This is a genomic window from Pseudomonas sp. S49 (genome assembly GCF_009866785.1).
Lineage (GTDB): Bacteria > Pseudomonadota > Gammaproteobacteria > Pseudomonadales > Pseudomonadaceae > Aquipseudomonas.
Genome location: NZ_CP019432.1, coordinates 2,055,413 through 2,068,022 on the forward strand (window position 1 = coordinate 2,055,413; position 12,610 = coordinate 2,068,022).

Consider the following 12,610-nt stretch of genomic DNA (forward strand, 5'->3'; position numbering starts at 1 on the left):
CGGTGCATATTGAGAAAGGCGCGCAGCTTACCCGATTTTTCACGGACGAAAAAAAACCGGCGATGAATGCCGGTTTTCTTCGTGGCGCAAATTACTTGATCAGGCTGAGAAACTCGCTGCGAGTCGCGGCGTTTTCACGGAACTCACCGAGCATCACCGAGGTGATCATCGACGAATTCTGCTTCTCGACACCGCGCATCATCATGCACATGTGCTTGGCCTCGATCACCACGGCTACGCCCAGCGCGCCGGTGACTTGTTGCACTGCATCGGCGATCTGACGGCTGAGGTTTTCCTGAATCTGCAGACGGCGGGCGTACATGTCGACGATCCGCGCGACCTTCGACAGGCCCAGCACTTTGCCGCTCGGGATGTACGCAACGTGCGCCTTGCCGATGAACGGCAGCAGGTGGTGTTCGCACAACGAGTACAACTCGATGTCCTTGACCAGCACCATTTCGCTGTTGTCGGAGCTGAACAGGGCACCGTTGGTAACCTCTTCGAGCGTCTGTTCATAACCGCGGCAGAGGTACTGCATGGCTTTGGCGGCACGCTTTGGCGTGTCGAGCAGGCCCTCGCGGGACACGTCCTCGCCCAATTGGCCGAGAATCGCGGTGTAATTCTGTTCCAGGGACATGAAACTACCTGTGGGGATTTTCGCAAAGGGCAAGGGTACGGTGGCGGACACAACCCTGCAAGTTCGGTGTAACGCGATTATTCGTCGCGGCCTTCCATCATGGTGCGTTTGAGCATCACGTAAACCGCGCCGGCACCACCGTGTTTCGCCTGGCATGAGCAGAAACCCAGCACTTGGGCATGCTGGCGCAACCAGGTGTTGACGTGGCTTTTGATCATCGGCCGCTTGCCGTCCAGGCGCACGGCCTTGCCGTGGGTGACGCGTACGCAGCGGATTTCGAATTTGGTCGCTTCGGCGAGAAACGCCCAGAGGGTTTCGCGGGCCTTTTCCACGCTCATGCCGTGCAGGTCGAGGCTGCCTTCGAACGGAATCTGGCCGACCTTGAGCTTGCGCATCTGACTTTCCTGCACGCCGTCGCGGGCCCACATCAACTCGTCTTCCGGGCCGACGTCGATCACGAACTGATCGGACAGGCCATCAACGGTGGTGGCATCGGTGCGCACGGTGGCGGACTGGCGCAGCTTGGCAATTTGCGCGCGGTCAGCCTTGGGTTTGCCGGTGTCGGCGCGGTCGTGCTTGATCGGCTTGACGCCTTGGATCGCACTTTTGAACAGGGAAAAATCGTCGTCTTGCATGTCAGCCTCCGCGAAGGGCGGCCAGTTTACCCAAGTCGAAACAAAACGGCCCGGCAAAAAGCCAGGCCGGTGAGTCAGTCGTGTTTTTTCATCAGGTGCGGGGACATGTTCAGTTCCCGCGATTGCCGTGCGCGACGGCGGCAGCGGCGCCACAGGGCGACACCGAAATACAGAAACAGCAAGCCGACCGCCAGAATGATCGCCGAGCCCATCGGCGTAGCGTTCAAGTCACCGAGTGCCGGTGGGCGCCCGAGCAGGCTGGCCGCCCCGGCCATCGCCAGCAGCACGCCGAACGTCGCCAGAATGGCCGCGATCGCCGCGCCGAATCGAAATCGCCAGTTGCTTTGGCCTTTGGGCCGCAAGCGGCGTGCGTCAAATCCATCGGATAACTTCATTCCGACCTTCCTCAATGGGTATCGGCCCTTCGACCGGGAGTTGACCGGGTTGTTCCTGAGGCTATGGCATTTGCGGCAAATGAGAGGACTTTGCGGATGAGCGGCGTGCTGAGCCGCTCATCAGAGCAGATCAGATCAGGTCTTGAGTCAGTGCGAGGGTGGCAAAGTTATCCGCCATGATCGCCATTTCAGCTTCCTGCACGACTGCGGCGCTGAGCACACGGCCTTTGAATGGCAGGTCGCGGGTGGCGCAGGCGTCTTCTACCAACGTGCAACGGAAGCCCAGGTTCTTCGCCGCGCGCACCGTGGTGCTGACACTGGAGTGGCTCATGAAACCGCAGACGATCAAGTCCAGCGAGCCAAGGTTTTGCAAACGATCGAGCAACTCGGTGCCATGGAACGCGCTCGGCAGCAGTTTGCCGATAATGGTTTCATCACCTTGTGGCTCCAGGCCCGGGATGAACTCGCCGCGCTCGCCCTGCGGGTCGAACAGGCCACCGACGGTGCCGAGATGACGCACGTGCACGATCGGCCGACCGGCTGCACGGGCTGCGGCAACCACTTGTTTGATGTTCGCGACGGCCGCGTCCATGCCGCTCAGGGCCAGGGGGCCACTGAGGTATTCTTTCTGGGCATCGATGATGACCACGGTGGCATGGCTCAGTGTGGCCGCTGCGTAACCGCGACCGCTGAGTTGAAACATCGTTTTTGGAACGGACATTCTGGGGCTCCTTGGGGTGGGGCTTTTGCGACATTGTCCTCTGGCTGAGCGGTTCTGTGAATCGCTACCATCGTAGGCACCGTCGTTACTGGCCTGCAGCCTTGTCAAGTTACACGTTCTGTTCAATAGCTGATGCAAAAAACAGAAAACTCCTACCGTCGGGGCTATGTTTTTCCTGCGTCGTCGTCACGCGTTTTGGCTGGTAGAATCGCCAGTCGTTTTTTCTGGAGTTCTGCCCCGTGATCACTTCCCGACTTCGTACCCTGCGCGACCACATCCGTTGGGCCGTCAGCCGCTTCCATGGGGAGGATCTGTTTTTCGGCCATGGCACCGACAATGCCTGGGACGAAGCCCGGCAACTGGTGCTCGGCGCGTTGCACCTGCCGTGGGAAATCGCCGACAGCTATCTCGATTGCGCGCTGGAAGACGACGAACTGGTCAACCTGCAACGCCTGCTCAAGCGCCGCATCGAAGAACGTATTCCCACCGCTTACCTGTTGGGTGAAGCGTGGTTCTGCGGCATGTCGTTTATCGTCGATGAGCGTGTGTTGATCCCGCGTTCGCCGATTGGCGAATTGATCGAAAACCACTTCGCCCCGTGGATCGGCACCGAACCTGCGCGGATTCTCGACCTGTGCACCGGCTCCGGTTGCATCGGCATCGCCTGTGCCTACGAGTTCCAGAACGCCGAAGTGGTGCTGGCGGATCTGTCGTTCGAAGCGCTGGAAGTGGCCAACCAGAATATCGAGCGCCATGGCGTTGATGAGCGCGTCTATACCGTTCAGGGTGATGGTTTCGATGGTTTGCCGGGTCAGCGCTTCGACCTGATCGTGTCGAACCCGCCCTATGTGGATGCGGAAGATTTCGCTGACATGCCGGACGAGTATCAGCATGAGCCTGAGCTGGGTCTGGCGTGTGGCGATGATGGTTTGAATCTGGTTCGGCGGATGCTGGCTGAAGCCGCGGATCACCTGACCGAGAAGGGCTTGCTGATTGTCGAAGTGGGCAACAGCCAGGTGCACGTTGACGCGCTGTACCCGGAAGTCGATTTTGCCTGGCTCGAATTCGAGCGTGGTGGGCATGGGGTGTTCATGCTGACGGCGGAACAGTGCCGCGATCATCAAGCCCTGTTCGCTTCCCGCATCTAATCGAGACGGATCGTTCCCACGCTCTGCGTGGGAATGCCTCAATGGACGCTCTGCGTCCGCTGTTGGGACGCGGAGCGTCCCCGGCTGCATTCCCACGCGGAGCGTGGGAACGATCAAGCAGGGTTGGTGTACGACACAAATCCTGTGGGAGCGAGCCTGCTCGCGAATGGCCGCGACGCGGTCTCAAGCCATCAACGGTGCGTAGCAATCCAGATCAACAGCCCCGCCTGAAACACCGCAAACGCCACCAGACACGTAATCGTGAAGCGCAACCCGGCGTCTTCACGCTTGAACTTGCTGACTTTGTCTTCCTGCTTCTTCAGCTTCACTTCCTGCTCGGCCAGATTCTGTTCGGCCTGTTGAAGCATTTGCGCCGCTTCAAGAATCTCGACGATCTGCAGCTTCTCGCTGTTCCAGTCACCGAGCAAATCGCCAACCTGCACTTCCTTGACGCTGCCCTTCAAATGCTGGGCATCGGCGTACACCACATCAAAACCATGCACACGCAGGAAATGATCGCGGCGCAGACGCGTGTCTTCGTTCAGCGCGTCCTTGTTGTTCAAGTCCATGCCGTCGACGGTGTAGGTCGGCCAGCGCTTTTTCGCCCAATTGATGCCTTGCGCGGCCATGTAACGGCCGATGCCACGGTTCATCGGTTCGATCTGCAGGCCGCTGTCCGGGCCGAAGTGCACACGCTTGGTGGTGTGATCAACCCACACATCCAGCTGATTCTGCTCTTTGCGCACACGCTGACCGGGTAGTTTGATCGCCATGCGCATCAGGCTTTTTTCTTTGCTGCTGCGCTCGGCATAGCCGAACTCGACGAAGCGCAAGGGGCGGCCGCCGGTGTTGCGGTCGGTTTGCAGCGGGGCCAGGCGGAGCATCTTGTGGTGCTCGACGTGGACATCCGCCCACGGCAGCTCGACCGCTGGCGGTGCGTCTTTTTCAGCGGTGGTGTCGGGTGAAGTCTGGGTATCAGTCATAACGGCGAGATCCTGTCCAAGCCCTGCTTGCCGCCAGCCATTGCGCTGGCGACAAAGGCTTATCGGCCGTTTTTTGCAGGACTAGAGGGCAAACAACGGTTAACTGGCGCGAAGTCCGTCAATAAATTCGATGATTTTGCTGCCCAGTTCCGCAGCCAGCGGCAAATTAGGATCCTTGTACGAAGCCAATTGCCGCTTCATATCGTTGTGCACGATGCGCATGACGTGGTTCATGCCTTCGATCACCACCAGATCGGCGTCCGGTTTGACGGCTTTGAGGCGTTTCGCGTCCTCGGTACCGACCTGAATGTCGTTGCTGCCCTGAACAATCAGCGCCGGCATCTTCAGTTGCGCGAAGGCTTTTGCCGGATCCTGACGGAACAGTGAAATCAGATACGGCTGCACACTCGGGCGGAAAATCACCTGCAACGGCTGCGGCACATTGTCATCGGTGTGACCGGCCTTGAGGCTGTCGAGCAGTTCGTTACTGCGCAGCATCAGCGGTGGCGGCAGGCTGCGGGCCAATTGCTCGCGGATCACCTGATCGACCGGTCGGGCACTGCCGGACAGAGAAATCACCGCCGCCGCATCGACTTTCGGCGCAGCGAGGCTGGCAATCAGCGCGCCTTCACTGTGGCCGAGCAGGATCAGTTTGCCGAAACGCGGATCGGCCTTGAGCTTCTGCCCCCATGCCACCGCATCCGCGGCGTAGGCTTCTATCGACAAATTGCGCTCATCCGGCGTCGCCGCCAGGCTCGCGGCCACCCCGCGTTTGTCATAACGCACGCTGGCGATATTGTGTTTAGCCAGCACCCAGGCCAAGCGCTTGAGGCTATCGTTGCGCCCGCCGTCGGGGTTGTTTCCGTCACGGTCTGTAGGACCCGAGCCAGAAATAATCAGGACAACCGGCACCGGGTTGTCAGATTTTGGCAGCAGCAGCGAACCGAAAAGTTCGCCGGTGCCGGTATCCAAAGTAACCGGGCGTTGTAGGACCGTCGCTTGGGCAAAGCCCGTAAAGAGGGTAAGACTCAAGATCAAAACTCGCAGCATCATCACGCCATCATTCGCCAAGGTGCCGGTTGGACTCGCCAGCACCACTAAGGTTCGAGGATGAACTACTCGGTTAGCCTGCGTATACTGGCGCGCATCACGAATTTGGGTTTGATTTCACGGAGCGTCCTGCATGTCCGGCAATACCTACGGCAAGTTGTTCACTGTCACCACCGCTGGCGAAAGCCATGGTCCGGCGTTGGTCGCGATTGTCGACGGCTGCCCACCGGGCCTGGAGATCTCCCTCGAAGACCTGCAGCGCGACCTCGATCGGCGCAAGCCGGGCACCAGCCGCCACACCACCCAGCGTCAGGAAGCCGACGAAGTCGAAATCCTTTCCGGCGTGTTCGAAGGACGCACCACCGGTTGCTCGATCGGCCTGCTGATCCGCAACACCGACCAGAAGTCCAAGGACTACTCGGCGATCAAGGATCTATTCCGCCCGGCCCACGCCGACTACACCTATCACCACAAATACGGTGAGCGCGACTACCGTGGCGGTGGCCGCAGCTCGGCGCGCGAAACCGCGATGCGCGTGGCGGCGGGCGCGATTGCCAAAAAGTATCTGGCCAGCCAAGGCATCGTCATTCGTGGCTACATGAGCCAGCTCGGCCCGATCGAAATCCCGTTCAAGACCTGGGATTCGGTGGAGGAGAATGCCTTCTTCAGCCCCGATCCAGACAAAGTCCCGGAGCTGGAAGCCTACATGGATCAGTTGCGTCGCGACCAAGACTCGGTCGGCGCGAAAATCACCGTCGTCGCCGAAGGCGTGATGCCGGGTCTGGGCGAGCCGATTTTCGACCGCCTCGACGCTGAGCTGGCTCATGCGCTGATGAGCATCAACGCCGTCAAAGGCGTGGAAATCGGCGCCGGTTTTGCGTCGGTCGCTCAACGCGGCACCGAACACCGCGATGAAATGACCCCGGAAGGTTTCCTCAGCAACAACGCGGGCGGCATCCTCGGCGGTATCTCCTCCGGTCAGCCGATCGTTGCGCATCTGGCGTTGAAGCCGACTTCCAGCATCACCACCCCGGGCCGTTCGATCGACATCCACGGCAACCCGGTCGATGTCATCACCAAGGGCCGTCACGACCCGTGCGTGGGCATCCGCGCCACGCCGATAGCCGAAGCGATGATGGCCATCGTGCTGATGGATCACCTGCTGCGTCACCGTGGCCAGAACGCCGATGTGCGCGTGAGCACGCCGGTGCTGGGCCAGCTTTGATGGCGGGCTCTAAAGCCGTCGCGGCATAACCGTGGCGGCGCTCCCTTACTGGCGGCTGTCCAGTTTCTATCTGTTCTATTTCGCCTTGCTCGGTTCGACAGCGCCGTTTCTGGCGCTGTACTTCGATCACCTCGGCTTCAGTCCGGCGCGGATCGGTGAGCTGGTCGCCATCCCGATGCTGATGCGCTGCGTGGCGCCGAACATCTGGGGCTGGCTCGGCGATTACACCGGCAAACGCCTGGCCATCGTGCGCTTTGGCGCGGTGTGCACGCTGCTGACCTTCTCGTTGATTTTCGTCAGCAAGACCTACGCCTGGCTGGCGATGGTCATGGCGCTGCACGCATTCTTCTGGCATGCGGTGCTGCCGCAATTCGAAGTCATCACCCTGGCGCATTTGCAGGGGCAGACCTCGCGTTACAGCCAGATTCGCCTGTGGGGCTCGATCGGTTTCATCATCACCGTGGTCGCGCTCGGCCGGTTGTTCGAATGGCTCAGCCTCGATATCTACCCGGCGGCGCTGGTGCTGATCATGGCCGGCATCGTCCTCAGCAGTCTGTGGGTGCCGAATGCGCAACCGCCGCAGGGCAATCGGCCGAACGACGAGGGCTTCCTCAAGCAACTGCGCAATCCCGGCGTGCTGGCGTTTTACGCTTGTGTCGCGCTGATGCAGATGAGCCACGGCCCGTATTACACCTTTCTGACCTTGCACCTTGAACGACTCGGCTACACACGCGGCACCATCGGCATGCTCTGGGCCGTGGGTGTGGTCGCCGAAGTGCTGATGTTCATGGCGATGAGCCGGATTCTTGCGCGGTTTTCCCTGCGTCGGGTACTGATGGCGAGTTTTCTGCTGGCGGCGCTGCGCTGGTTGCTGCTAGGTTCGTTCGCCGAGTTTCTCTGGGTGTTGCTGTTCGCGCAGATTCTGCACGCAGCAACCTTCGGTAGCTTTCACGCCGCTGCCATCGCGTTCGTGCAACGTAGCTTCGGCGCGCGCCAGCAAGGGCAGGGCCAGGCGCTGTACGCCGCACTGGCCGGCACCGGCGGTGCGCTCGGCGCGTTGTATTCCGGTTACAGCTGGAATGCCCTCGGCGCGACATTGACCTTTAGTATTGCCAGTCTCGCGGCGCTCGCTGCTGCCGTTATCATTGCCACACGTATGCAAGAGGACAGGCCATGAGCCTTACGCGTGAACAACTCGCCCAGCAAATCGTCGACGCCGGGCGTTTTCTTTATGGTCGCGGCTGGTCGCCGGCCACCAGCAGCAACTATTCGACGCGCCTGTCGCCGAGCGAAGCGCTGCTGACCGTGTCGGGCAAGCACAAAGGCCAGTTGGGTCTGGACGATGTGCTCGCCACCGACCTGTCGGGCAACAGTCTGGAACCGGGTAAAAAGCCGTCCGCGGAAACCCTGCTGCACACTCAGCTGTATAGCTGGCGGCCGGAGATCGGCGCAGTGCTGCACACCCATTCGGTCAACGCCACGGTGCTGTCGCGCCTGACCCCGCAAGACTTTATCGAGTTCGAAGACTACGAACTGCAGAAAGCCTTCAGCGGCATCTCGACTCACGAATCACGGGTGCGCGTGCCGATTTTCGACAACGATCAGGACATTGCGCGCCTCGCCGCCAAGGTGCAGCCTTGGCTCGACGCCCATCCTGATTGCGTCGGTTATCTGATTCGCGGTCACGGCCTCTACACCTGGGGCGCGCAGATGAGCGACGCGCTGCGGCAGATCGAGGCCTTTGAATTTCTGTTTGAATGCGAGTTGAAAACCCGCAGCGTTATGAACCGCCAAGGCTGACTTCACCAGAAGTAGCCCATTTGCCTGATGAAATGCTGTGCCCGACCGGTCTGCAAGAACCGGACGGCAAGGCCGATACCGAGGAATTGCCCCAATGAGCAGCCTGTCCGTCTATCACGTTTCCAGCCCCGACATTCCGAACAAGGTGCTGACCCATTTCGAAGACATCGCCTCGACCCTGGCCGAGCAGGGCGTGCGCTTCGACCGCTGGCAAGCCGCCGCAAAGATTCAGCCCGGCGCCACCCAGGAAGAAGTGATCAGCGCCTATCAAGAGCAGATCGACCAACTGATGACCGAGCGCGGTTACATCACCGTCGACGTGATCAGCCTGAACAGCGATCACCCGCAAAAAGCCGAATTGCGCGCCAAGTTTCTCGAAGAGCACCGTCATGGCGAAGACGAAGTCAGATTTTTCGTCGCCGGCCGTGGCCTGTTTACCTTGCACATCGACGATTATGTCTACGCCGTACTGTGCGAGAAGAACGATTTGATCTCGGTTCCGGCCGGCACCAAACACTGGTTCGACATGGGCGAGCATCCGCACTTTGTCGCGATCCGTCTGTTCAACAACCCGGAAGGCTGGGTTGCCAACTTCACCGGCGAAGACATCGCCGACCGCTTTCCGCGTCTGGAGGACTGATTCGATGTCGATCAAAGCCATCGTCACTGACATCGAAGGCACCACCAGCGCGGTGAGTTTCGTCTTCGACGTGCTGTTTCCGTATGCCGCTAAACACCTGCCGGAATTTGTCCGCCAGAACGCCGAGCGCCCCGATGTGGCCGAGCAACTGGAGGCTGTGCGCCGTGACAGCAATGCGCCGCAGGCCGATGTTGAACGGATTGTTGAAATTCTCTTGAGCTGGATCGAGGAAGATCGCAAAGCCACGCCACTCAAGGCCTTGCAAGGCATGGTCTGGGCCCAGGGTTATCACGCCGGGCAGTTGAAGGGGCATGTTTACCCGGACGCGGTTGAAGCGCTGCAACGCTGGCATGCGGCGGGTTATCAACTGTTTGTGTATTCGTCGGGGTCGATTCAGGCGCAGAAGCTGATTTTCGGCTGCTCGGAGGCGGGGGATCTGACACCGCTGTTCAGTGGTTACTTCGACACGACGTCGGGGCCCAAGCGTGAGGTGCAGTCGTACACCAATATTCAGCAAGCCATCGGCGTTGAACCGCAGGAGATCCTGTTTCTTTCGGACATCGTTGAAGAGCTAGACGCTGCTCAAGCAGCCGGCCTGCAAACCTGCGGTCTGGCCCGTGAAGGCGGGGAGCTGGGGAGCCACCTCACCGTCGACACGTTCACCGGCATCGACCCCGAGGCCTTCTGATCTCACCGATCTAGTGTGGGAGCGAGCCTGCTCGCGAAAGCGTCCGTTCAGCCAGCATTTTCAGTGGATGACACACCCTACTCGCGAGCAGGCTCGCTCCCACAGGGTTTTGCATCAGGCACAAAAAAACAGGCCGTGAAGCGAAAGCTCCACGGCCTGTTTTGTTTAAAGCGCTTTAAAAATTACAGCGAGTGATACGTCGGCAGGGCAAAACGCTGCTGGCTCTGCAGCATGGCAATTTGCGGCAGTTCACTGGCTTGTTCAGCCAGGTCGCGGCGAATTGCACTGATCGCCCACGACAGTTGGTCGCCGGCATGCAGTTGTTGATAAGTCAGTGCGCGCTTAAACACTTTGCCGTCGCTGCTGCGCAGAGTCAGCAGAATCCCGCCATCGGGACGTGGCGCAGTGGTGACGTCGAAGTTGGAGAACAGGGAGGTAAATTTTTCTTGGATCAGGCTCATGTCTATCAGCTCCGTATGCACTTGAATGGCAAGCATGCAGAGGAGGTTGCAGCGATTGTGCCAGCATTTGAAAATAATAAAATCCTTATAAATCAATAAGTTAAAAACTATGAAAATTCAAGTCGTCGTGCAAACTGCATGAATGGCCATCGTGCATCCTGCATTTTGCGGGATCGTTATCGAAACAACGGAACCAATCGCTTACCCGATGATCACCGCCACCGTCGGCCGATCAGCGGATACAAAACATTGCAAAAACCGCGTGTACAGCCCGAGAAGCGCTGACGTATTTTCGATCTCGACCCGCGCTTGAGTGCGCTGGTTGCTTCAAGCAAGCCCGAAAAATAAAAACATCGACCTGCACGCCAAGGTCGGACGGGGAGCTTTCATGAGCCACGCGCCAAGCGACACGATTACCTGGGGCATGATGCTCCGCAAACTGCCGATGATTGCCAAAGCCATTCCGCGAGTGGTCAAGGGCATGAAGGTGGCCAACGTCACGGATCCGACTCAAAGCTGTGGCCTTGGCTGGACATTCGAACAAGCGACGCTGCGCAATCCCGAGGGCCCGGCGTTACTGCAGGGCGATGTGCGGCTGACCTATGCGCAGGTCAACCAGTGGGCCAACCGCATCGCGCACTATCTGAACGGGCAGGGCATCGGCAAGGGCGATGTAGTCGCGGTGTTTATTGAAAACCGCCCGGAATTGCTGGTGACCATTCTGGCGCTGGCCAAGGTCGGCGCGGTCAGCGCGCTGCTCAATACCTCGCAGACGCGCGACACGCTGATCCACAGTGTGAATCTGGTGGCGCCGGTGGCGATTGTGGTCGGCGAAGAACTGCTTCCGGCTTATGCGGCGATTCGCGAGCAAGTGGCGATTACCGCGCCGCGCACCTGGTTTGTCGCCGATCAGGACACCTATAGCCATCCGGGCATTGCGCCCGAAGGCTACGTCAATCTGATCAGCGCCAGTGCCGATGCCTCCAGCGAGAATCCGTCGAGCAGTCAGCGGGTGTTTTTCGACGATCCGTGTTTCTACATTTACACCTCCGGCACCACCGGCCTGCCCAAGGCCGGGGTGTTCAAACATGGCCGCTGGATGCGCAGTTCTGCCAGTTTCGGCATGATCGCCCTCAATATGGGCCCCGACGATGTCGTCTATTGCACCTTGCCGCTGTACCACGCCACCGGTCTCTGCGTGTGCTGGGGCTCGGCAGTCAACGGCGCCTCAGGCTTCGCAATTCGCCGCAAATTCAGCGCCAGCCAGTTCTGGAACGATGTGCGCCGTTATCGCGCGACCACGATCGGCTATGTCGGCGAGTTGTGCCGTTATCTGGTCGATCAACCGGCCAGCGCCGATGACAACCGCCACGACGTGCGCAAAATGATTGGTAACGGCTTGCGCCCGGGCGCCTGGGCCGAGTTCAAGACCCGTTTCGCCGTCGACCACATCTGTGAGCTGTACGCGGCGAGCGACGGCAACATCGGCTTCACTAACATTCTCAACTTCGACAACACCATCGGTTTTTCGCTGATGGCCTGGGAGTTGGTGGCTTACGACCATGACAGCGGTGAGCCGCTGCGCAGCACCGACGGTTTCATGCGCAAGGTCGGCAGGGGCGAGCAGGGCCTGTTGCTGGCGCGGATCGACGAGAAGGCACCGCTGGACGGTTACACCGATCCGCAAAAAACCGCCAAAGTTGTCCTTCACGACGTGTTTAGCAAAGGCGATCGTTTTTTCAACACTGGCGATCTGCTGCGCAACATCGGTTTTGGTCACGCGCAATTTGTTGATCGCCTCGGTGACACCTATCGCTGGAAGGGCGAAAACGTCTCGACCACTGAAGTCGAAAACCTGCTGCTGCAACATCCGCACATCTCCGAGGCGGTGGCGTATGGCGTGGAGATCCGCAATACCAACGGCCGCGCCGGCATGGCGGCAATTACGCCGGCGGAATCCCTCGCGACCCTGGATTTCGCCGAGTTGCTGACCTTCGCCCGCGAACGTATGCCGGCCTACGCGGTGCCGTTGTTCCTGCGGGTGAAGGTGAAAATGGAAACCACCGGGACCTTCAAATACCAGAAAACCCGACTGAAAAATGAAGGTTTCGACCCTGGCCAGACGGGCGATGATCCGATCTACGCATGGCTGCCTGGCACGCAGACTTACGTTCGGGTCACCGACGAGGTGCTGGCGGAAATTCATCAAGGCAAACATCGTTATTGA

Annotated in this window: 14 protein-coding genes; 7 read left to right on the forward strand and 7 right to left on the reverse strand. The window is 59.6% G+C overall.

The window, feature by feature from the left end; all coding sequences use genetic code 11:
- Positions 1-91: 91 nt before the first annotated feature.
- The 4 genes from folE to PspS49_RS09080 form a co-directional block, all read right to left on the reverse strand.
- Complete coding sequence (gene folE, locus PspS49_RS09065) at positions 92-637, reverse strand: GTP cyclohydrolase I FolE (RefSeq protein WP_003204506.1); 546 nt, start codon at positions 635-637, stop codon at positions 92-94.
- A gap of 77 nt (positions 638-714) precedes the next feature.
- Positions 715-1,272: a Smr/MutS family protein gene (locus PspS49_RS09070; RefSeq protein WP_150751657.1), complete on the reverse strand. Its 558-nt coding sequence runs from the start codon at positions 1,270-1,272 to the stop codon at positions 715-717.
- Between the two features lie 74 nt (positions 1,273-1,346).
- Complete coding sequence (locus PspS49_RS09075; protein ID WP_007914024.1) at positions 1,347-1,667, reverse strand: hypothetical protein; 321 nt, start codon at positions 1,665-1,667, stop codon at positions 1,347-1,349.
- 130 nt (positions 1,668-1,797) lie between these two features.
- On the reverse strand, positions 1,798-2,388 hold the full coding sequence (locus PspS49_RS09080; RefSeq protein WP_007914026.1) for a cysteine hydrolase family protein: 591 nt from the start codon (positions 2,386-2,388) through the stop codon (positions 1,798-1,800).
- Between the two features lie 239 nt (positions 2,389-2,627).
- On the opposite strand from PspS49_RS09080, the gene prmB reads away from it, so the two are divergent.
- Positions 2,628-3,536 carry a 50S ribosomal protein L3 N(5)-glutamine methyltransferase gene (prmB, locus tag PspS49_RS09085; protein WP_064118639.1) on the forward strand — a complete coding sequence of 303 codons (909 nt, stop codon included), beginning with the start codon at positions 2,628-2,630 and terminating at the stop codon, positions 3,534-3,536.
- 191 nt (positions 3,537-3,727) lie between these two features.
- Here the strand turns inward: prmB and PspS49_RS09090 are convergent, their stop codons facing one another.
- Both PspS49_RS09090 and PspS49_RS09095 read right to left on the reverse strand, forming a co-directional pair.
- Complete coding sequence (locus PspS49_RS09090; RefSeq protein WP_127926455.1) at positions 3,728-4,519, reverse strand: hypothetical protein; 792 nt, start codon at positions 4,517-4,519, stop codon at positions 3,728-3,730.
- Positions 4,520-4,618: 99 nt separating this feature from the next.
- A complete protein-coding gene (locus PspS49_RS09095) occupies positions 4,619-5,572 on the reverse strand; it encodes an alpha/beta fold hydrolase (protein WP_127926456.1) in 954 nt (317 codons plus the stop codon).
- A 130-nt stretch (positions 5,573-5,702) separates the two neighbouring features.
- On the opposite strand from PspS49_RS09095, the gene aroC reads away from it, so the two are divergent.
- The 5 genes from aroC (at position 5,703) to mtnC (ending at position 9,922) form a co-directional block, all read left to right on the forward strand.
- Positions 5,703-6,794: a chorismate synthase gene (aroC, locus tag PspS49_RS09100; protein ID WP_077571784.1), complete on the forward strand. Its 1,092-nt coding sequence runs from the start codon at positions 5,703-5,705 to the stop codon at positions 6,792-6,794.
- A gap of 31 nt (positions 6,795-6,825) precedes the next feature.
- On the forward strand, positions 6,826-7,971 hold the full coding sequence (locus tag PspS49_RS09105) for an MFS transporter (RefSeq protein WP_160038893.1): 1,146 nt from the start codon (positions 6,826-6,828) through the stop codon (positions 7,969-7,971).
- Entirely contained in the window at positions 7,968-8,594 is a 627-nt protein-coding gene (locus PspS49_RS09110; RefSeq protein ID WP_007959997.1) for a methylthioribulose 1-phosphate dehydratase, read from the forward strand. The genes PspS49_RS09105 and PspS49_RS09110 overlap by 4 nt, the downstream gene beginning before the upstream one ends.
- Before the next feature lie 94 nt (positions 8,595-8,688).
- A complete protein-coding gene (locus PspS49_RS09115) occupies positions 8,689-9,234 on the forward strand; it encodes an acireductone dioxygenase (RefSeq protein WP_160038895.1) in 546 nt (181 codons plus the stop codon).
- Between the two features lie 4 nt (positions 9,235-9,238).
- A complete protein-coding gene (gene mtnC / locus PspS49_RS09120) occupies positions 9,239-9,922 on the forward strand; it encodes an acireductone synthase (RefSeq protein ID WP_160038897.1) in 684 nt (227 codons plus the stop codon).
- A 182-nt stretch (positions 9,923-10,104) separates the two neighbouring features.
- On the opposite strand, the gene PspS49_RS09125 is transcribed toward mtnC, so the two are convergent.
- Complete coding sequence (locus PspS49_RS09125; protein WP_008080936.1) at positions 10,105-10,383, reverse strand: DUF3509 domain-containing protein; 279 nt, start codon at positions 10,381-10,383, stop codon at positions 10,105-10,107.
- 388 nt (positions 10,384-10,771) lie between these two features.
- Between PspS49_RS09125 and PspS49_RS09130 the strand changes: the two genes are divergently transcribed.
- Entirely contained in the window at positions 10,772-12,610 is a 1,839-nt protein-coding gene (locus PspS49_RS09130; protein ID WP_150751654.1) for a long-chain-acyl-CoA synthetase, read from the forward strand.

Bases quoted from the DNA above. Each gene is read 5' to 3' on its own strand.
- folE (WP_003204506.1), bottom strand. From the start codon at position 637: ATGTCCCTGGAACAGAATTACACCGCGATTCTCGGCCAATTGGGCGAG.
- PspS49_RS09070 (WP_150751657.1), bottom strand. From the start codon at position 1,272: ATGCAAGACGACGATTTTTCCCTGTTCAAAAGTGCGATCCAAGGCGTC.
- PspS49_RS09075 (WP_007914024.1), bottom strand. From the start codon at position 1,667: ATGAAGTTATCCGATGGATTTGACGCACGCCGCTTGCGGCCCAAAGGC.
- PspS49_RS09080 (WP_007914026.1), bottom strand. From the start codon at position 2,388: ATGTCCGTTCCAAAAACGATGTTTCAACTCAGCGGTCGCGGTTACGCA.
- PspS49_RS09090 (WP_127926455.1), bottom strand. From the start codon at position 4,519: ATGACTGATACCCAGACTTCACCCGACACCACCGCTGAAAAAGACGCA.
- PspS49_RS09095 (WP_127926456.1), bottom strand. From the start codon at position 5,572: ATGATGCTGCGAGTTTTGATCTTGAGTCTTACCCTCTTTACGGGCTTT.
- aroC (WP_077571784.1), top strand. From the start codon at position 5,703: ATGTCCGGCAATACCTACGGCAAGTTGTTCACTGTCACCACCGCTGGC.
- PspS49_RS09110 (WP_007959997.1), top strand. From the start codon at position 7,968: ATGAGCCTTACGCGTGAACAACTCGCCCAGCAAATCGTCGACGCCGGG.
- PspS49_RS09115 (WP_160038895.1), top strand. From the start codon at position 8,689: ATGAGCAGCCTGTCCGTCTATCACGTTTCCAGCCCCGACATTCCGAAC.
- mtnC (WP_160038897.1), top strand. From the start codon at position 9,239: ATGTCGATCAAAGCCATCGTCACTGACATCGAAGGCACCACCAGCGCG.
- PspS49_RS09125 (WP_008080936.1), bottom strand. From the start codon at position 10,383: ATGAGCCTGATCCAAGAAAAATTTACCTCCCTGTTCTCCAACTTCGAC.
- PspS49_RS09130 (WP_150751654.1), top strand. From the start codon at position 10,772: ATGAGCCACGCGCCAAGCGACACGATTACCTGGGGCATGATGCTCCGC.